The sequence below is a fragment of the Gluconobacter sp. Dm-74 genome, from assembly GCF_018256135.1.
Taxonomy (GTDB): domain Bacteria; phylum Pseudomonadota; class Alphaproteobacteria; order Acetobacterales; family Acetobacteraceae; genus Gluconobacter; species Gluconobacter cadivus.
Genome location: NZ_JAERLX010000002.1, coordinates 431000 through 449387, shown reverse-complemented (window position 1 = coordinate 449387; position 18388 = coordinate 431000). Strand labels below are relative to the sequence as shown.

Below are 18388 nucleotides of genomic sequence, written 5' to 3'. Positions count from 1 at the left end.
TTGGTTATTACATTCCCATCCAACCAGAAGGAGAACTTGTCAGAGAGACGTGGCGGCGTTTGGGAGCTTCAGCCTTCGGTTTCGGATCATTGATCGCGACGGCCAGCATCCGGAAGGCATCAGCGCCATGTGAGGCGTCATCGTGCAGTGGCTTCTTGCTGAACTGCCCGGTCTGCTGGTCCACGTCATATCGGTAACGTCGCAGAGCGTTCATGCCGTCTGCCGTCGCCTGCTCATCAAACCACACGCGCGGGAATAGGGCACGGGCTGCGCTGATCCCGGCCATGATCGGCAACTGAGGCAGAACCGAGATCGGCATGGAGCGGGCGCGCAGCTGAGCCGCGATGGTTTTGCCTGCGGCCGATAACTGCCCCTGATTGGCATCATGCGGAAGGAAATGCCGCTCGTACTTGTAGCCGCGCCGCTCAAGCACGCCAACATAATGGTCAAGGCCTTCCATTCTGTTCTGGTAGAAGTCGATCACACGGATATCGAAGCCGATCTTCTGCCAGAACCAGATGCTGGTCATGTCTGACCAACCTAAATCCCACGCCGTGAATACGGGCGCAGACGGATCATATTCCACGCGACAAATGCGCTGCTCGTCTGTGGCCTGCCGTATCTCGCTCGCATAGATCGCACCTTCAAGAACCTGCTTCGGGTTGCCCTGCCAGACGTTCAGCCATGCGTCGTAATCCGTGGCTTTGAGCTGCTCCATTTCCTCGCGCAGCACGACAGGGAAGAACGGGTTCTGATCCCAGTTCACCTTTCGAACAATCGCATTGCGCGGCGGGTTCAGGACGAACCGACGATAGACCTCATCCTCAGCAAGCTCCGGATTAAAGCCAAGCCAGATCTCAGAGCCTTCCTTGCGGATCGTCGGAACGAGAATATCGAGGCTACCCTTGGTGATCGTCTGCGCCTCTTCGATCCAGCAGCGGTCGATGCCTTCGATAGATTTGATCGAAGCGATGTTGTGCCGCAGACCCGCGAAGATGAATTCGGTCCCGTTGCGTCCAAGGATCGAGGTATTCTGGACCGTGTAGAAACTGGCCAGAGCCGGGTTTCGCGCAATATGGTCAGCCAGCAGCGAGTGAACAGAGTCAGAGATGGACTTCTGAAACTCTCGCGCACACAGGACGCGGATCGGCTTCTCAGCGCCCTGGATCAGCAGAGCGAGCGCCATTCCCCAAGACTTCCCCGATCCTCGTCCACCATACGCGACCTTGTAACGCGCAGGCTCGAACAGGAAGGCGAGGCTCTCAGGGAACTGGACCTCACTCACTCGGTCGAACCACGGTCACGACAAGGCCGAGCGGGGCGCCATCCTGTCCGCTGATCTCGACAGTCTCTTTCGCTTTACCCCATGCGCGGTCGAGCAGGGCATTCGCAGCGGAAACGCGCGCGCTTTCGGGAGAGACCGGACTGCCCGCAATTTCTGCAAGCGCTGTAATTGCTGTGACCGTATGTGAGCGGGCGAGGGCGATCACCTCGCGAATGTCTTTTGGAAGGCCTGAAGGATTGCCGCTTTGGCCTTTCTGAAACGGCCGACCAACAGGCATCTTCTTCCGCTGCTTACCGCTGTTGGCAGGGGGTTCTTTCATAAGGGCAGCCTATCATCAAACCCCGATCAGTACAAGCAAAACCGGTAACGGGGTACCATATTTGCGCGCTCAATCTGTGCTACTGATTAATCATGACAACTATCGTGATAGACCTTAATTCCAAAATTATTGCTGCTGACTCGAGAACTTCCGCAGACGGCTGTGATAACGACGAATTTTTAATATTTATTGATGACAGAAATGAAGATAAAATTCTATACTTGAAGAAGTATGGTTTGATATTTTGTTTCGCTGGACACGGACCAACGGACATTTCATGGAAAAAGTGGCTTCGAAACGAAACTGAGTGTTTTCCTGCATACCCACCAAAAAAGAAAAAAACTGTGGATGGAATTACTTTGGAATATATCGGAGCAATTATTGCCGTTGTCGACCTAAATAAATTAAACTGTAAAATTATTCTTGGCGATGAGAAGTTGATTAATTATAGTATAAATAATGATGCAATATTTATTGGTACAGGAAGAAGATTCGCTCAAGAAGAGTGGGAAGAAAGCCATGATGCAATTAAATCAATCAAATTTGCATCGGAAAAAGATATAAAAACTGGCGGAGAAATAAAATACTTTAAATTTGATAATTACGATAATAACCTTTCTCAAATTAGAATTAATCATTGCGAAACAAGGAGATTATTTCGAGAAGAAGGGAGGGTGGTTTACAAAAAAAATATCAATATCGAAATCACCGCTTCCATTGAAGCTAATCGGAATCCGAAGATAGAAGAAAGACTATCGAAACAGGATGATCTGGCTGCCACAATGGATCCAAATAGCGATTACCCGACATCTGCATCCACTAAACCTGTATGGCCAGAGTGTGAAAAAGTACGCGTCGAGAAGCTTCTACGGCGCCTGATGCCGGATAAATTTCAATAACCATCCCGCTTCGACCTCAGGTGAAGATCGTAACCCGGCTCTAAGGATAGAAATGCGGTAATATGATACCGCATTTCTATCCAGGTGAATGACATATTAGGTCATTGATTCTGGTTCAAGAGCTTTTCTTGATCTTCATAATGCGTCGCTTCTCTGTCGATACATGCATTTTTGCTAGGAACGGAGTAGTGAGACAAACATTCTTTCAATTTCTTGACAGATTCGGCACGGAGAGAAGTTTTATAATCCTCAATTAACGCACTTTTAACCTGATATATATTTTGAGGATGGGCAAGCAGAAAAGATTTATATGCTGTTATGGTCGAGTAAATAGAAGACGAAAGGGCAATCAAAGCAACAAACCCTCCAACAACACTAAATGTTCTTAACATCCGTGCGTTTTCCATATCCCACTGGGCCTTTAAGGTCGTGATTTGTGTCGCGTCCAGAGTCTTTTCGTCTTGAAATTTAGACCATTTTTTATCGTATTCACATTGTAATTTTTTTCTAACTTTATATTGCTCTCCACCAAAACACACATACTCCGAACAAGTTTCTATTTTTTTTATAGTATGAATGCTTACAAAAGCTAATATAACAGAAAAAATAATTAAATAACAAAGACAAACAATAATGAAAATTACTTGAATATACCAAGGGGATTCATTGATAAAGAAATTAAACATCACATTGCCCTCCATTTCGATTGGACAATATTTCGTTTAAATTTTTGATAATATCAAGTGCTAGAAATTCCTTTGGAATGCTGTGATCTTACACTAGATCACCCTCGGTGTTTATTGTTCCAAAATTCTCGAACAAGCCCGTAGAAGCATCGCCATCGCCCGCAGACGTTTCCACCCCATCGTGTATCGTTTGGAATTTCACATCGCACTCATCGGCCAACGGCGACACCTCTCCGTGCATGTCTGCGATGATAGCGCGACCGTGAGTGCCAATATCGCATCCCTGAGCCATCTGGGTCCGTGCACACGCCGCATCCCAGTTCCGGGGCTTGGCCAGTCCCGCCGCATTTTCTCCGATGCAGTCGGGCCAGGTATCCAGGTCGCTCATGCCCGGCTCTCCGTCTCGCCTGACGTGGCCCTGAGTTCCCTGATCACTGCCGCCGCAAGCGCACCAGCGCGGGCCAGTTCCTTCGCATCTGGCCGCTTGCGCTCCGGTTCACGCGGCTTTTCCGCCATTGCGAGGATCTCCCGTAGCCCAGCCACTTCAGCCCGGATTGCCTCAGCAAACGGGAGTAGGTGGGTGTAGAGTTCGCCCGGTGCCGGCCAGCGAGAGCCGACGGGATAGCCATTGCGCGGCGGCTGGCGGGTCCATGCGACGCGGGTTGCTGGGGTCCAGACGCCAGCGGGAATGTCGGAACAGACCTCGAAAATCGCTCGGGTTCGTGTTGCGGCTTCATCGGGATCGGCAGGGCCGTTGCTCACCAGTTGCGCCAAACCCTTGAGCCAAGATGCGACCACGACGGGGTTGGGTTGAAGGCAGGCGCGCTCGGCATCGGAGAGCTGTTTGCAGACGGCACGGATGCGATCCGGCGTAAGGTCGGAGCGCCAGAGGTAGCCTTCGCGCTTAGCCTCGATCAGGGCTTTGAGATCCCCGGAAGCTGGCGAGAAAGTTGGGGCGATGACGACGGCTGTGGGGCGATGGGTTGCGATGCTCATGGCTCAAACTCCCTCGATGTCGGGCACTCCGGCCCATGCGGCGTTAACGGCAATTCGTCGCTCGGAAGGCGCAGTCCGCTGCGGGTTTGGCTGCATGCCGTCTTCACGCCGGACCCAGTTCCGCCACGTCGCGTTCCAATCGGTTTTCCGGCCCTTGGGATCGGGAACACCAACCCAATAATCCCGGAAAACTGCCGCTGTTCGCTCAGGATCGACGCCGTTTGATCGGGCAAATTCAGCCATTTCCGGCGATGGCTTCCAGTCAGCAGGGAGGCGGCAAGCCCGTTTTGGTTTTTCCGATTTCGGATTTTGCGCGCGTTCACTCGAACGAAGTGAGAGTGTTCTTTCTGTATCTGCTTCTGCTTCTGTTTCTTGGTGTTTAAGGGGAGGGGTTGCGTTTGCCTTAAGGGAGGGGGTTAACCCCTCTGCGTCTTCACCCTTAACCTTGCGCTTTCCCTTTCCGGTAATGTTGGGATTACCCCCTTTCTTACCGTTGGCAGCAGCTTCATCGCTGATAGCCTTATCCCTGACCATGCGTCGGCTGAAGATGGTGCCATCTTCGGAACGGCTAAAAACTCCGTTTTCTTCGAGTTCAGCCACCAGCTTGGTTGCCTCGCGTTCAGAGCATCCGAGCACAGCGGAGAGCTGCCGCATGTTTGGCGAGCGCCCATTGACTAGCAGGTGTCCGACCGGATCAGCGTCTGCCATCAAGCACAGCATTTCGATCCAAGCGCCACGTGCTGCGAGGGAGCACATTCGCAGCGCCGGATCGCGTTGCCAGTCTTGCCACCAAAATTTTGCCCATCTGCGCGCACTCATGCCACCACCTCTGCACTCATAATTTCAGTGATCGTGACGACCGTCTTTTGCTCACACAGACGGCACTGCACGCCCCGCACTTCGAGCGTGAGATGCTTGGGTGCATCGTCCACGATGAATCCCAGACCGCGCTTGTTCTTCGTGCGCTGGCGAGCGCCTTCCTTGCGGACATTGAGCAGTGCGGGCGTCGTCAGGCAGTCCAGCAGACGCTTGGCAGAACCCCACAGATTGTCCGTATCAGGCGTGCCCACCGAGTGCCGCTCGATCAGGACGTGAGCTCGCTCAAACGGCACAGACGGGCGCAGGTGATAAGCCACAGCGGCTACTTCACGTTGCATCTGGTTCTTCTGACGAGCTGCTGTGAAATGACTGTGGCCGCTCGTACGGTTCACAAGCGGGAACGGCGCAGGGAGGGTGAAGGTGATCTTACGCATCGATCACATCCCCCCGCGTAAAGTACGTGATTTGACGTACTCCGCACGCTTTCAAAAACGCCGCAGGAATGTCGCGCCGTCCATTCATGACGTCAGAAACGTATTGAGGCGTACACCCCATCCGTTCTGCAAAAGTACGCTGATTTCCGTACTTACCCTTGATTGTCTCGCGAAGAATGCGGAACACATCCATTCGGTCTAGGCGCTCGCTCACTTCCGCAACTCCTCACAAAGCGCAGTGTGAGCAGCCTTCAGCGCGCGCTCATACTTCTCAAACTTCGCCGCGACATAGGCCTCGTAGGCATCCCAATCTTTGAACACGAGATGAACCCACGTCAGGCGATATGACGGAGGAGGTCCGGGGTTTCTCCCGAAACCGAACCGTCCACGTGTAATTTTGAACCAGGGCATTTCCCCTCCCTGACGAGCCGGAAGATTTCGTCTGCTAACTCGTCGCATTCCTGCATGAGGCGGATGAGTTCAGCGCCGCGCGGGGCGTTGGTTCCATCCAGCCAGTTTTGGACGGTGCGCGGGGTCGAGCCGACCGCCTGCGCGAGTAATTTCGCGGAATGACGCAGCGGGCCGTATTTGCGCCGCAGCACTTCCGTAACGGTTTCGGAATAGGCAGCAGCAGTCACAGTGCTCATGCGGCCCTCCCGAAAATTTCGGGGACAAATCCACCTACTTTTACGCATCTTGTTTCTCCATTCTCTGTCGTGTCACCGAGCAGAGAAGGAGCAACAGCGATGGAGGAGCCGCCCCAGACACCACAATTCGAAGCCGATGCAGACACGCCGCATCTAGCCGTCGCACTGTGCCGGGACGCCCAGCTTTGGGGCGCTCTGCACAGTCGGCAGCCGCAGGAGGTCAAAGACCACCTGGCGCTCAAACTGGCGATGTTGGTTGGAGCGGACATCTGGGGCTGAGGCTCAGTGCAGCCCGCGGTCCCGACCGAACGCATAGTCCGGAACAGGAGGCGCATGACCGCCGAACAGCGCACGCCACGAGACGTCCGAAAATGGCTCAAGCGGCCCCCGCAGGACCGGCTCGGCACGTTCCTTCTTCGGGTGCGTCGCTTCCTGACGGGCTTTCTTCCATCTGGCCCGGAGCGCTTTCGAAGCATGGCGCTCCATCGCGGCCGACAGGGAGGCAGGCGAGACACCCAGAGCCTTCGCAATGGCGCCAGAGCTTTCATTGCGCTCCATCATCTCAAGGAGCGTCGGCATCAGCGGGTCCCAGTCGATGCGATTATGCGTGTTCTGCGGAGACGAGCCACCTGTTGCGCTGCCGTTCGGCGACAGGCCCGCAAGGCCATGACGACCAATCATCGAGGAGAGGGAGGTTTCCTTCACCCCGAGTTGAGTAGCGATCTCGCGGCGGGTCTTCCCGGCTCGGAGCATCGCCTCGACCTCGGGAAGGTGAGGTGTCCAGTCGTAGCGCGCCGTCATTGTGCGACCCTCCCGGCAAAATGCGCGCGGATGAACGTGGTGAAGGACAGGACGGCGAAGGCAATAGAAGCGAAATTAAACATCGTCCCGGACTCCCTTCTCGGAAGTATCGGGCGTAGCGTCATTGCGGGGATCGGCGGCAACCGAGTCCCCGCTTTCACCATCTGCCAATACAGAGGATGAACTGGAATGAGTGAATTGACGCCCGACATGCTTCTCAAGTCGATAGCCAGCAATATTGCTCGCATGGAAGCCAATAATGCGCCCGCTCTTTTCGTCGATAATGTCATATCCTTCGGGCATAACGGCGGAGTTGTTTATGCTACCGTCGCTGCCGGGAAGCCTTCCGGAGAAGGCACATCCGCCTTGGCAGTCGCCCACCTGCGAATGACCGTCGCTGCCGCCCGACTTCTCGCGGAGAACATCACCGCTACGATCGCTATGATTGAAGGGGCAGGTGAGAGTAGGCACTGAAGGCTTCAGTAGCCAACGCATGAGTTTTTCGGCCTCGGTGATGCGATCTTCAACAAATCCGGGGCCAGTCTGCGCAAATGCCCATGCTGCGAAATCTTCATAGGACATGTCGAGAAGTGACTCAGCAATGTATCCCATCACGCCACCTCCTTCCTCTTGGCGCGGGCGGGGAGGGGCGGAAGGCAGGCCTTCAGCAGTTCGCTCAAAGGCATTCCCGTGACGGTTGCGATTGCAGGGACCCGGCTGGCCGGGATGCTTCCCTTTCGCTTCCACGACTGAACAGTGGACGGCGAAAGTCCGAGCTTGCGAGCCAGTGAGCGTGTGCCCCCTTGCCCCTCGATGATAACGAGTGCGTTGGTCATGTGCGATATGTGCGACACATTCACACAAATAGCAATGACTTTTTCGCACAGACATGTGCGGTCATTTCGCACATAGTGGAGAAATGACAGATTTGCCCGTCAATGACCGATTGAAGGCACTGCGCTTGCGCGGTGGCTATACCGTACGCGAGTTTGCTCAGGCCTTAGGCTATGGTGAGCGTTACTCGACGTACGCCTCGTATGAGGGGAAATACAAAAAGCCGTACCTGCCGGTGGATCTGGTCAAGAGCATGTTGCCGCTTCTTCTGGACCGAGGCGATCCGCCGATAGCTGCTGCCGAGGTATGGGAATTGGCTGGGGTTGCACCCGGAACTGACGGCATCGCCCCCAGTATTGAACGCGCAGAGCGCATGGAGCGGACCAAGAACCCCAAGCCCGGGGAAGTTGTCATCAATGAATTCGACGTATCGCCGCAAGCGGGGGGCGGGGCTCTCGTGGCTGAAAATGGCGGCGACGGAGATATGCACACGTCTCTCGCCACATGGACGCTGCCCAAAGCCTTTCTTGAAAACTATCTGCCTGACAGCACAGGTCTAGCTGTGGTGCGTGTAATCGGAAACTCGATGGAACCCGACTTCATGCCGGGCGATCGAGTGCTGGTTGATACGCACCACAAGCTCATGAGCCACGACGGCGTCTATGTGCTCTGGAACGGTCATGGTGTCGTCATCAAACAGCTTCAGCTAGTGCCTCGTAGTGATCCTGAGCGCGTTCGCATCATTAGTGTGAACAAGACCTATGACACGGATGAGGTTCTGCTCTCAGAGATCGAGATCAACGGCCGCGTCGTTGGGAAGTGGACTTGGAAGTGAGGGTGGGATGATGGCTGGCCTCATGACTTCATATAACCGGGCCACCTGGGCATGAGTGATCCAGAGCATTACCTGCTTCACAAAATATACCACGTTATTGCAAGCCGAAAAATAGTTTCTGGGCGAATGATATGGAATAACGGAAACCGAACAGATTATGCCAGGTGTGACCTGAAGTGTATTTGCGAAGATATTCCAGATGCAAATTTGAAGATTACCTTGACTTCACAAACATCAATATTGCCAATGAAATCAAGTTTCACAATTTTGATGGGCGGCCAAAGAATTTTCAGTCTAGATACAGAACCTAGAAGATCACATAGCAACAGAAAAACTCTCGGATCATTCACTAAGAAACAAGTAGTTAATATCACACATTGGACACGTTATCCGTGTATCGATGTAGTCGAGGACAACAGAAAATTGACGCATAAAGCATGGTTCGATGCTTTCCTCATGAATGCTAATGCCGAGTTTAATGGTGCTTACAGGGGGCCGCGCTTCAAGCCGGAGCAGTGGGAGTTAAGTCTGTGATTCAGAGAAACATGCAACAAGACATCAAAAAGGCTCTTTGCGACTTAACATTCGTCGAACAGACCCTTGTTGGTTATGAGATCGCTCTACCGCAGATCTATCATACTGGAGAAACTGTCTGCATAACCGTAAGGCAAGAGAGCGATTTCTTTATTATCCATGATGATAGCGCTGGAATGATGTCGCTTGAATCATCAGGTACAGTTCTGTCTTCAAGAACTTTGAATGCCCTCCAAAAAGGCGTCGAAGCGTATGGTTGTGAGATTTCGGGCTCTCGGGTTCTAAAGAGAGCACAGAATTTTTCTGACGTAGCCGCCTTCGTTGCTATTGTGGGATGTGCATCGCGCTTCGTCGCCGACTATGGCCTTCACCTACCCGTACAAGCTATGTTTGATTTTAGGAAAAAGGCAGTAAATGTCCTCAGGACAATACTTGGCGAGCAAAGGCTTAGGGAAAATGAGGAGATAACTACCTCGCTTGGATCTAAATACCACGTATCTGCGGCTGTTCTGGATAATCGATTGGTACGCCCCATAGCATATATAGAAGCTATCTCTGGTCATCAAAGCAGTACAAGAAAGTTTCGCTCCCTTTTCGAAATTAAAAATACTCCAGAAATTGGTGAAATTTCTCGATTTTCATTGTATGACGATGCGTCTGGATCGGTAACTGCTGGCGATATTGATCTTCTTAAGACAGTAAGCTGTGCTGTTCCTTTCAAGATAGCATCACAAACTTTCTCTAATCTCCATCTTAATTGATCCCCACCCGGCTCCGGCCGGGTTTCTTTTTGCCCAAACCAAACCCCCGCGCCGAACAGGCTTTGAATAATCGTCACCCGCCAATGGAGACGACCATGCCCGATACTCGAACTGCCTGCGGTCAGCCACCAATTCCGCCCCCAAGCCCTCCGGGTCCACCGCACCCAAATCCATACCCGCCACCGGGTGAGGGGCCGCCACCCATGCAGGAGCCGCCCCAACCAGTCAGTTGACAGAGACCCGGTGAGAGCCGGGTTTCTTTTTGTGCGACGTAATCGATAAAATCATACATGTGCGATTTTATCGCTTGACGTCTGTGTGACGATATCGCACATATAGTCCCGCACCGCACGAAGCGGCGAGGGAGAACCACAATGGCAAACCTACCCGACAACTTTTCACAGAGCGCGTTTGATGCCCATTGGCGTCCGGGCTCTGGCGATAGCGCGACACTGACCGCGCTGAAGAACAAGCTGTCCCGTATCGACACCGAGATCGCGACTGATCCGATGGCTGCGGTTCGGCTGGAATGGCATCGTGACACCACGATTGCCCAGATCCGCCAGCTTGAGCGCGCTCCGATGCGCCGAATGGTTCAGGAGGCAGCGTAATGCCCCAGAACCCGACCGCAGCAGCACTGAGCAAGGCATGCGCCATCCTCGAAGACAATGCCGAAGCTCTTGATGATGGCAGCATGACTGACAGCCAATGGTTCGACATGTTGGCAGAACTTCGCTTCGCAAGTCGCCGCTTCGACACGACTGAAAACACATCCGCAATCGCCGCCTGATCGGTAAGTAAACAACAGGAATTTCTAAAATGCGTGAAACAGCAAACGCCCGAAGTGTGTCCAAAGCATCAGTTCCATATCTGGAAATGAAGCGCCGTCAGTTCCGCAAGGCCGCATGCGTGAGCCTGAATGCCGCGGGCCGGGCCGATATGGCGGGCGATCGGGCTGCTCACGACCGTCACTGGCAGCGCTATCTCGATGCAGCGAACATCGCGCTCGATACAGATCGGCAGATCAAAGGTCAGACCATTGCCGGACTGTCCCGGATCGTGGCGCGCGTCCTGCGCACGCCGCTTCTGCCAATGGGTGACGTGGCATGAGCCAGACCCTGACCCGCGATATCCGCGACGTGGCCAACGAGATCCACGCCAGAGAGATCAAGCCCGCCATTGATGCCTACATCGCCGCTCTGACTGCGATCCGTGGCGCCAATGATCCGGACGGCCCGACGGTGGATATGATCCTGGCCTGTGAGGCAGCGGCTGCGAAGCTTAAGGGAGCGGAAGGCAATCTCCGCGCCGCGCTGTTCGCCTCGATGAAGGACAACGGCGTCCTCGACTTCGAGCATGGCGGGATGATCGCTGCCGTTCGGGCAGGGTCCACGTCGGCCACGATCAAGGACGAGAAGGCGCTTCGGGCCGCCGCTCCTGAACTTTTCATTCCATCGCCGGACAAGCTGGACCGGGCCGCGCTGACCAAGCGCCTCAAGGCCGGGATGCCTGTTGCAGGCGCAGAACTCTCCACGGGCGCTCCGACGCTCGTCATCAGAAGGGCTTGAGACGATGAACGCAGTTACGACGCCGCAGGCCGGCGGCTTCGCAATCGAGGGAATGACGGGCGCCATGCACCTCGCCAAAGCCATGTCATCCGCCAAGATGGTGCCGAACCACCTGCAGGGCAGTCCCGGTGATTGCCTGATGGTGATTGAGCAGGCGATGCGCTGGCAGATGTCACCTTTCGCGGTGGCTCAGGCAACGGCGGTGGTCCGAGGCAAGATGTGCTTCGAGGGCAAGCTGGTCGCGGCGGCCATCCAGACGAGCGGCGTTCTTGAGGGGCGTCTGAACTACGAGTTCGAAGGAGACGGGCAGGGACGCAAGGTCATCTGTTCCGGCCTGATCCGTGGCGAGAAGAAGCCGCGCACGGTCGAGGTCCTGCTGAAAGACGCCAAAACGGACAATCAGTGGTGGACGAAAACACCAGACCAGATGCTGTCCTATCATTCGGCCCGTGTCTGGGCGCGGCGCCATACGCCCGAGGTTATGCTTGGCGTCTATGCGCCGGAAGAGTTTGACGCGCCGTCTGGTCATGTCGTGGACGTAACGCCTGAGACGAAACAGGAGCCGCGCCAGCAGATCCAGGAAGAACGCCCAGTCGATTACGTCGCATTCTTCACCAGTCGCCTCAAGGCCTGCTCCGATACAGGTTGCGTTCTGGCCCTCGAAAAGAAGTGGGAGCAGACGCAGAACAAAGCCCGGGACGCGGGGAAGGTGATCGCACCGGAAGTCCTCGCAGACGTCACCGACCTGTTCGCGGATCGCTATGGCGTGCTGCACGAACAGGAGCGCCAGCAGGCCGACGACGACGCGAAAGTCCCGGCTGAGGAGATGCCGGCATGAGCATCCTCTTCTTTGACACAGAGACCACGGGCTTTGCGAAGCCCGGACTTCCAACCGGCCATGAGGACCAGCCGCATTGCGTGCAGCTTGCGGCCATCCTTACCGACGATCAGGGGCATGAGGAAGCGTGCGTCAATATCATCATCCGCCCGGATGGCTGGACGGTTCCTGGTGCAGCGGCAGCCGTCCACGGTATCACGACGGAGAAGGCCACGCGCTACGGCATCCGGGAGCAAGTGGCCTCGGTCCTGTTCTACGACCTGACGTGCCGGGCTGATCTTCTGGTCGCGCACAACATCCAGTTCGACCGGCAGATCCTGGCGACGATGTTCGCCCGCGCCAAGCGGCCTGAGTGGCGTCTTCCGGAAGCTCAGTTCTGCACGATGGAAGCCGCTGCGCCGCTGGTGAACCTGCCGCCGACGCCTCGCATGCGCGCGGCCGGTATCATCAAGCCCAAAGCGCCGAAGCTCGAAGAGTGCATCCAGCACTTCTACGGAGAAACGCTTGAAGGTGCGCATGATGCCCTGGTCGATGTCCGGGCCTGCGCTCGGATCTACTTTGAGATGAAGCGCAGGGGAGAGGCGGCATGACCCACCCCCGCGAAATCAACGAGGACCTGAGCGACGTGATTGCGCGCTCCCTTCTCATGGAGCGGATTGAGCGTGCAGCGGCCCTGCCGTGCCTCTCAGACCTCCGACATGACGACAACGAAATCCGCCGCGAGTGCGGCCTGCTGAATGCTGAGAAGTGGAGCGCGTGATGACCAAACTCTTCCGCCCGATCCTGTTCGCGGCGCGTTCAATTCGTGACCTGTGGCGCTGGCTCACGAACGATCATGACGACTTCAATCCCGACCGCGATGACATGGGGCACTACCGATGAGCCAGACAACTGAGCGCGTAGGAGATCCAACATGAGCGGCCGGACAGATACGGATCGGATTAACTGGCTTGGAGAGCAAGACATTGTCGTCGGAGAGCATGCTTCTTACGGACGCTGGAAAAATGTCGCTTTAGCGAGATATCAGAAAGCATTTCCCGCTGATCTCACAGATATTCGCCACAGCATCGACACGGCCATGGATACGGAGGAACGGGGATGAATGAGGCACTGGAGCGCTGGCTCGACAGGGCAGCCCTAGCAAAGAGGCTCTGCACATCTCCTGCGTGCCTTCCGCGTCTTGTATCGCAAGGGAGGCTTCCGCAGCCTTCTCTTCACCTTGGCCCCAGAAGTCCGCGATGGGATATCCATGCTGTTGACGCCATGATGCTCGATGCCGTGGGTGTGTCCATGTCACTAAATACTGAAATGGCGGTAGCCCGTGCCTGTGAAGAAATTTCCTCCGAAGCGAAACGATCTAAAGGTCGTCCGAAAGACGCTCGCTGACGGCACAGTTCGGGAGTATTTCTACCCCAAGAGACGAAAGACTGAAGTTCCGAGAGGGGCAGTCCCAGGCACTATCGGGGCAGTCCTTCGCCTTTATTATGGGAGCCCTGAATGGGCGGCCACGAAAGCCAGCACTAAGAGAAACCGGACGCTCTACCTAAAGGAGCTGGAGCGCATAGAACACGTTCCGCTTAAGGAATTGCGCAGACGTGTGATCCTCCAGTTTCGTGACACTCTCGCGAGAGATCGAGGAACCGGAGCGGCAAATCAGTTCATCCAGTCCACCAGCGCTTTTCTCTCATGGGCGCTCGATCGCGAGTGGGTGGAAGCGAATGCCGCCGCCAGAATCGGAATACTTCCATATACCCCACTTCCCGCGTGGACAAAGGAGATGGCTAGAGATGCAATCCGTAATCTCCCGGCGCACCTTTCCCGTGCGGTGATGCTTGCGCTCTTCACCGGACAGAGGCGTAGTGACCTGTGCGCCATGCGTTGGAGCGATATTCAGAACGGTGCAATCTTTATCAGACAGATTAAGACAGGTACCGAACTTTGGGTTCCAATCCATCCTGTTCTTGCTCAGGCGATGACGCAATGGCCTAAGACCTGCGATCACATTCTTACCGGTGTGCGTGGCGGTCCGCTGACGACGCACAACATCACTCGCAGCATGAATGATGCGCAGGCCCGAGGGATTATTCCGGCAGGCTTCAATATGCATGGCCTACGGAAACTGGCTGCCACACTCCTTGCGGAAGCCGGGTGCTCAACGCACGAGATCGCGGCAATCACCGGACACAAGACACTCAAGATGGTTGAGCACTACACCCGCTCAGCCGACCAAAGACGCATGGCAGCGGAGGCAATTTTCAGAGCGGAAACCAGTTTTTGGAAACCGGAGGAAACCGACATACAAACCATTGAAAAAAAACGAACTCCTTTACTGAACCAGTAGAAATAGAAAATGAACCCTTCAATGCCCGCTGCCTGGGCCATGGCAGCCTGCCGTTCGAGGATTTCTGGCGAGTTCAGAGTGTAGTGACCGAGGTCGCGTGGAATGCGCGGCTGATAATGGTCTGCAAAACGTGGAACGCCACGGGGCAGGTTGGCCCACTCCGTGAAGCCGTCGCCCCACCAGGCGTCGTTCTCTGGAATGGCGTGAAACTGCGGAAGATAATAGGCTAAAACCCGGGCGCGGCGAATGGCGCTTTTGGGAAGGGGGCGGGGCTTTTCAAAAAATGGGCCGGGTTTTGTTCTGCGTTTGATTTCGCCAAAAACCGATATTTCACTCTCAGGACTGCATGGATGAACATCTGGCCGTTCGCGGTTTTCCAGATAATGAAGAAATGGATTGCTTTCGGGCGCATTTCGCAGGTGCTTGCGCCTGTAATAAAGCGGGTCGAACCCGTCGAAGGGGCGTCTCGCTTCGCGAAATCCCTGAATCATATAATGTTCAAGCGCATCCAGGCCAGCTTTCGCGACATCCGGATAAGACCGCAGATAAAATTCCGGATCGAAATCCGGAATGGGGCGCAGGGGGGTCGTGTGTCGGTTCAGCAGATAATGGGCGAGGGCCAGCATCCGTTCCGGAACGTGATAGGTTTTTACATACCAGGTCGGGTCGAACCAGGCGATCGGGCGACGTCCTTCCCGCTCACCGCGTAGGACATAGTGCAGTAACGGATCGCCAATAACGTCGCGGTTCTGACTGAGATACCAGTGAGGATCAAAAAAAGGATTGGGTTTGCGGCCTTCGCGCCATCCATGCTGGTGAAAATGGCGCAGAACGTCGGTTCCAAGCGGTTCAAGATCCGGATTGGTTTTCAAATAGTAAAATGCGTCGAAAAGTCCGGAATGCCCGAGAATCTGAAGAGGCGACGCATCGACCGGGAAAGACGGTGCTTGTGAATCGTCAGCAGGGGAATGTGAGAACGCATTCGGCATTGATGACTTTTTTACGGTTTTTTAACTTTATTCAAGCCGTTAATTGATCGTCATTCCAAAAGGAATTTGATCGCATTGCCGTGCGGTGTCATACCGTGGCGCCTTGAAGGCAATGCTGCTTTCAGATCTGGTATCGGAGGCGGGTTAACGATGGACATCAGCGCGTTACCGATTGTCGCGGATGGTCCGGTTCATGAGCACCGGACTGTGCGTCTTGAGGGCGGCCTCGATCTGGAATGTGGGGTGCATCTGGCACCGTTGGAGATCGCGTACTGTACCTATGGAACGCTCTCGCCAGCGCGCGACAATGCCATTCTGGTCTGTCATGCATTAACGGGCGATCAGTATCTCGCGGAACAGCATCCTCTGACCGGAAAACCCGGTTGGTGGAGCCGCATGGTGGGGCCAGGCCTTCCGATTGATACGGATCGGTATTTCGTTGTGTGCTCCAATGTCCTGGGAGGCTGTATGGGCACCACGGGGCCGCGCTCGGTCTGTGCAGAAACCGGGAAGGCGTGGGATAGCGCGTTTCCGCCGATCACCATGCATGACATCGTGGCTGCTCAGGCCAAGCTGATCGACCATCTGGGCATTGGACGTCTGTTTGCCGTGATTGGTGGATCAATGGGCGGAATGCAGGCTCTGACCTGGGCTGCGGACTTCCCTGACCGGGTGTTTGCCGCGATGCCGATTGCAACCTCGCCGTTTCATTCCGCCCAGAATATCGCGTTCAACGAAGTCAGCCGACAGGCTATTTTTGCGGATCCGGACTGGCATGACGGTCACTACCGGGACTTCGATGCCATTCCGGCCCGTGGGCTTGGGGTCGCACGGATGATGGCGCATATCACCTATCTGTCGGAGGAGGCTCTCAGCCGGAAATTCGGACGGCGCATCCGGCATGATGCCGCCACGGCTGTGCCGGCGTCCAGCAGTCCGTCCCTATTTGGCGAGATGTTCGAGGTCGAGAGCTATCTGCGTCATCAGGGTTCGTCATTCGTGCGGCGCTTCGATGCCAATTCCTATCTGACCATCACGCGCGCGATGGACTATTTCGATCTGGCTGCGGAACACGATGGGGATCTGGCCAACCCTTTCCGGAAATCGCAGACGCGTTTCTGCGTCGTCTCTTTCAGTTCGGACTGGCTGTTTCCGACATCCCAGTCGCGTCTTCTGGTGCGGGCATTGAACCGGGCAGGCGCGAACGTGTCTTTCGTCGAAATCGAGAGCGATCGCGGGCACGATGCTTTTTTGCTGGAAGAGCCCGATTTTGACCGGACCATCCGGGGCTTCATCAATGGCGCTGCCGAACATGCAGCCCTTCTGGCGGGAGAAGGCTGATGCGTGTTGACCAGCGCCTGATTGCCGAAATGATTGCACCCCGGGCCCGTGTTCTGGATGTCGGAAGCGGAGACGGCACTCTAATCGACTACCTATACCGGACGCGTTCGTGCGATGCGCGTGGCATAGAGATCGACATGCAGAACGTCACGCAGTCGGTTGCCCACGGTCTGCCTGTCATGCACGGCGATGCGGATCATGATCTGGCGGATTATCCAGACGGTACGTTCGATTACGTCGTGCTGCAAAGAACCCTTCAGGCCGTCGAGCGTCCGCGGGAAGTCCTGCGGCAGATGCTCAGGATCGGGCGCTATGCGATTGTTTCCTTTCCAAATTTCGGACATTGGCGGCTGAGGCTTCAGCTTCTGACGACAGGCCGGATGCCAATGACGTCTGTCTGGAGCACGCCCTGGTATACGACACCAAACATCCATCCCTGCACAATCCGGGATTTCCTCGTTCTGTGTGAAGAAGAGGGATATGTCGTTCAGCAGTGGCTGGCGATTGACGAAGACGGAGCCCGTGCGCCCTGGCGTCGCTCCATCAGGCTCGCCAACCTGTTCGGGGAACAGGCGATGTTCCTGCTGCGGCGAGCAGAACCCTGACCGGGTTCAATTGTTTGCAACCTTTCCTTTAGGGTAGGGTTTGAAGATACAGGCCTGATTCAGGTCTTTCATCATTAAAGCGGAGTGCTGGATTTATGAGCGACATTCTTCAGGCCATCGCATCCCGTCGTGCCACCAAGCATTTTGATGCGGACCATCAGATTGCGGATGCCGATCTGACGGCGATTCTGGAGGCGACCCGCCATGCGCCGACAGCATTCAATATCCAGAACTATCGCTTTCTGGTTGTGCGGGACGCCGATCAGCGTCGCAGAATTCGCGCCGCCGCATGGGATCAGCCGCAGGTCGAGGAATGTTCCGCGCTGATCGTCATGTGTGCCGATATCAAAGCGTGGGAGAAAGATCCCGCACGGTACTGGAAAGACGCGCCGGAATCCGTACGCGAAGGGTATGTCGGCATGATCCGCTCTTACTATGAAGGGCGCGAACAGGTGCAGCGAGACGAAGGTTTCCGGTCGTGCGGTCTGGCGGCCTATGCGCTCATGATGGCAGCATCGGCCTATGGTCTCCAGACATGTCCTATGGACGGGTTTGATTTCGATCGGGTCGGGGAGATCATTAATCTTCCGGTGGATCATGAAATTGTGATGTTTGTCGCGCTTGGGCGTGAGGCATCCTCGCCAAAGCCTCGCGGCGGGCTCTTGCCTCTTGATGCACTGGTTCAATACGACAGCTTCGCCTGATGGCAAAACTCAAGAAATAGCAATGGTTTTTCACAGAATGGCATTGCTGTATCCTTGCAATGGGACAAGTGTTGTCCTACATCCCATGAGCACTTCAGGGGCATTTTCTGAAATGTGACGATGACTTCATGATCCTGCTGGCTCTGTGAGCA

28 protein-coding genes and 1 pseudogene are annotated in these 18388 nt (G+C 55.2%); 17 read left to right on the top strand and 12 right to left on the bottom strand.

Going from position 1 to position 18388, the window contains the following annotated elements:
• Positions 1-7: 7 nt before the first annotated feature.
• Together JK208_RS05360 and JK208_RS05355 are read right to left on the bottom strand one after the other, a co-directional pair.
• Positions 8-1285 (bottom strand): PBSX family phage terminase large subunit, encoded by a 1278-nt coding sequence (locus JK208_RS05360; RefSeq protein WP_211574614.1) that lies wholly within the window; start codon positions 1283-1285, stop codon positions 8-10.
• A complete protein-coding gene (locus tag JK208_RS05355) occupies positions 1278-1604 on the bottom strand; it encodes a DUF5681 domain-containing protein (RefSeq protein ID WP_211574612.1) in 327 nt (108 codons plus the stop codon). The genes JK208_RS05360 and JK208_RS05355 overlap by 8 nt, the downstream gene beginning before the upstream one ends.
• 92 nt (positions 1605-1696) lie before the next feature.
• On the opposite strand from JK208_RS05355, the gene JK208_RS05350 reads away from it, so the two are divergent.
• Complete coding sequence (locus JK208_RS05350) at positions 1697-2503, top strand: hypothetical protein (protein WP_211574610.1); 807 nt, start codon at positions 1697-1699, stop codon at positions 2501-2503.
• Between the two features lie 101 nt (positions 2504-2604).
• Here the strand turns inward: JK208_RS05350 and JK208_RS05345 are convergent, their stop codons facing one another.
• The 6 genes from JK208_RS05345 to JK208_RS05315 all read right to left on the bottom strand — a co-directional run bounded on the left by JK208_RS05345 (position 2605) and on the right by JK208_RS05315 (position 6085).
• On the bottom strand, positions 2605-3192 hold the full coding sequence (locus JK208_RS05345; RefSeq protein WP_211574609.1) for a hypothetical protein: 588 nt from the start codon (positions 3190-3192) through the stop codon (positions 2605-2607).
• An 85-nt stretch (positions 3193-3277) separates the two neighbouring features.
• Positions 3278-3577 carry a hypothetical protein gene (locus tag JK208_RS05340; protein ID WP_211574608.1) on the bottom strand — a complete coding sequence of 100 codons (300 nt, stop codon included), beginning with the start codon at positions 3575-3577 and terminating at the stop codon, positions 3278-3280.
• A complete protein-coding gene (locus tag JK208_RS05335; RefSeq protein WP_211574607.1) occupies positions 3574-4185 on the bottom strand; it encodes a hypothetical protein in 612 nt (203 codons plus the stop codon). The genes JK208_RS05340 and JK208_RS05335 overlap by 4 nt, the downstream gene beginning before the upstream one ends.
• A gap of 3 nt (positions 4186-4188) precedes the next feature.
• Positions 4189-5004, bottom strand: coding sequence for a hypothetical protein (locus JK208_RS05330; protein ID WP_211574606.1), 816 nt, complete (start codon positions 5002-5004; stop codon positions 4189-4191).
• The gene (locus JK208_RS05325) at positions 5001-5438 is read right to left on the bottom strand and encodes a hypothetical protein (RefSeq protein WP_211574605.1); all 438 of its coding nucleotides are present in this window, start codon (positions 5436-5438) and stop codon (positions 5001-5003) included. The genes JK208_RS05330 and JK208_RS05325 overlap by 4 nt, the downstream gene beginning before the upstream one ends.
• Positions 5439-5773: 335 nt before the next feature.
• Positions 5774-6085 (bottom strand): hypothetical protein, encoded by a 312-nt coding sequence (locus JK208_RS05315; RefSeq protein ID WP_194255605.1) that lies wholly within the window; start codon positions 6083-6085, stop codon positions 5774-5776.
• A 99-nt stretch (positions 6086-6184) separates the two neighbouring features.
• Between JK208_RS05315 and JK208_RS05310 the strand changes: the two genes are divergently transcribed.
• Positions 6185-6364 (top strand): hypothetical protein, encoded by a 180-nt coding sequence (locus tag JK208_RS05310; RefSeq protein WP_211574604.1) that lies wholly within the window; start codon positions 6185-6187, stop codon positions 6362-6364.
• Between the two features lie 3 nt (positions 6365-6367).
• On the opposite strand, the gene JK208_RS05305 is transcribed toward JK208_RS05310, so the two are convergent.
• The 3 genes from JK208_RS05305 to JK208_RS05295 all read right to left on the bottom strand — a co-directional run bounded on the left by JK208_RS05305 (position 6368) and on the right by JK208_RS05295 (position 7722).
• On the bottom strand, positions 6368-6886 hold the full coding sequence (locus tag JK208_RS05305) for a hypothetical protein (RefSeq protein ID WP_211574603.1): 519 nt from the start codon (positions 6884-6886) through the stop codon (positions 6368-6370).
• A 75-nt stretch (positions 6887-6961) separates the two neighbouring features.
• Positions 6962-7498 (bottom strand): hypothetical protein, encoded by a 537-nt coding sequence (locus JK208_RS05300; RefSeq protein WP_211574602.1) that lies wholly within the window; start codon positions 7496-7498, stop codon positions 6962-6964.
• The gene (locus JK208_RS05295) at positions 7498-7722 is read right to left on the bottom strand and encodes a carph-isopro domain-containing protein (protein ID WP_211574601.1); all 225 of its coding nucleotides are present in this window, start codon (positions 7720-7722) and stop codon (positions 7498-7500) included. The genes JK208_RS05300 and JK208_RS05295 overlap by 1 nt, the downstream gene beginning before the upstream one ends.
• 83 nt (positions 7723-7805) lie before the next feature.
• Here JK208_RS05295 and JK208_RS05290 point away from each other — a divergent pair, with 83 nt between their 5' ends.
• From JK208_RS05290 to JK208_RS15865, 12 genes and pseudogenes are all read left to right on the top strand, one after another.
• Positions 7806-8555 carry a S24 family peptidase gene (locus JK208_RS05290; RefSeq protein ID WP_211574600.1) on the top strand — a complete coding sequence of 250 codons (750 nt, stop codon included), beginning with the start codon at positions 7806-7808 and terminating at the stop codon, positions 8553-8555.
• A gap of 545 nt (positions 8556-9100) precedes the next feature.
• Entirely contained in the window at positions 9101-9850 is a 750-nt protein-coding gene (locus tag JK208_RS05285) for a hypothetical protein (protein ID WP_211574599.1), read from the top strand.
• A 374-nt stretch (positions 9851-10224) separates the two neighbouring features.
• Complete coding sequence (locus JK208_RS05280) at positions 10225-10461, top strand: hypothetical protein (RefSeq protein WP_211574598.1); 237 nt, start codon at positions 10225-10227, stop codon at positions 10459-10461.
• Positions 10461-10640 carry a hypothetical protein gene (locus JK208_RS05275; protein ID WP_211574597.1) on the top strand — a complete coding sequence of 60 codons (180 nt, stop codon included), beginning with the start codon at positions 10461-10463 and terminating at the stop codon, positions 10638-10640. Before JK208_RS05280 ends, JK208_RS05275 begins: the two co-directional genes overlap by 1 nt.
• 29 nt (positions 10641-10669) lie before the next feature.
• Positions 10670-10960, top strand: coding sequence for a hypothetical protein (locus JK208_RS05270; protein WP_211574596.1), 291 nt, complete (start codon positions 10670-10672; stop codon positions 10958-10960).
• On the top strand, positions 10957-11418 hold the full coding sequence (locus tag JK208_RS05265; protein WP_211574595.1) for a siphovirus Gp157 family protein: 462 nt from the start codon (positions 10957-10959) through the stop codon (positions 11416-11418). The genes JK208_RS05270 and JK208_RS05265 overlap by 4 nt, the downstream gene beginning before the upstream one ends.
• A 4-nt stretch (positions 11419-11422) precedes the next feature.
• Entirely contained in the window at positions 11423-12256 is an 834-nt protein-coding gene (locus JK208_RS05260) for a recombinase RecT (RefSeq protein WP_211574594.1), read from the top strand.
• Entirely contained in the window at positions 12253-12846 is a 594-nt protein-coding gene (locus JK208_RS05255) for a 3'-5' exonuclease (RefSeq protein ID WP_211574593.1), read from the top strand. Before JK208_RS05260 ends, JK208_RS05255 begins: the two co-directional genes overlap by 4 nt.
• Entirely contained in the window at positions 12843-13016 is a 174-nt protein-coding gene (locus JK208_RS05250; protein WP_211574592.1) for a hypothetical protein, read from the top strand. The genes JK208_RS05255 and JK208_RS05250 overlap by 4 nt, the downstream gene beginning before the upstream one ends.
• Complete coding sequence (locus tag JK208_RS16060) at positions 13016-13138, top strand: hypothetical protein (RefSeq protein WP_283092409.1); 123 nt, start codon at positions 13016-13018, stop codon at positions 13136-13138. The genes JK208_RS05250 and JK208_RS16060 overlap by 1 nt, the downstream gene beginning before the upstream one ends.
• Positions 13139-13169: 31 nt before the next feature.
• Positions 13170-13358 carry a hypothetical protein gene (locus JK208_RS05245; protein WP_211574591.1) on the top strand — a complete coding sequence of 63 codons (189 nt, stop codon included), beginning with the start codon at positions 13170-13172 and terminating at the stop codon, positions 13356-13358.
• A 675-nt stretch (positions 13359-14033) separates the two neighbouring features.
• Positions 14034-14426, top strand: a pseudogene (locus tag JK208_RS15865) (tyrosine-type recombinase/integrase); the annotation flags it as partial.
• 38 nt (positions 14427-14464) lie between these two features.
• Here the strand turns inward: JK208_RS15865 and JK208_RS05235 are convergent.
• Positions 14465-15586, bottom strand: a complete 1122-nt coding sequence (locus JK208_RS05235; protein WP_249201945.1) for a glycoside hydrolase family 99-like domain-containing protein — start codon at positions 15584-15586, stop codon at positions 14465-14467.
• A 150-nt stretch (positions 15587-15736) separates the two neighbouring features.
• On the opposite strand from JK208_RS05235, the gene JK208_RS05230 reads away from it, so the two are divergent.
• The 3 genes from JK208_RS05230 to JK208_RS05220 all read left to right on the top strand — a co-directional run bounded on the left by JK208_RS05230 (position 15737) and on the right by JK208_RS05220 (position 18236).
• Positions 15737-16927 carry a homoserine O-acetyltransferase gene (locus JK208_RS05230; RefSeq protein WP_194262189.1) on the top strand — a complete coding sequence of 397 codons (1191 nt, stop codon included), beginning with the start codon at positions 15737-15739 and terminating at the stop codon, positions 16925-16927.
• Entirely contained in the window at positions 16927-17532 is a 606-nt protein-coding gene (metW, locus tag JK208_RS05225; protein WP_194262188.1) for a methionine biosynthesis protein MetW, read from the top strand. The genes JK208_RS05230 and metW overlap by 1 nt, the downstream gene beginning before the upstream one ends.
• Before the next feature lie 95 nt (positions 17533-17627).
• Positions 17628-18236 carry a nitroreductase family protein gene (locus JK208_RS05220; protein ID WP_194262187.1) on the top strand — a complete coding sequence of 203 codons (609 nt, stop codon included), beginning with the start codon at positions 17628-17630 and terminating at the stop codon, positions 18234-18236.
• Positions 18237-18388 lie beyond the last annotated feature (152 nt).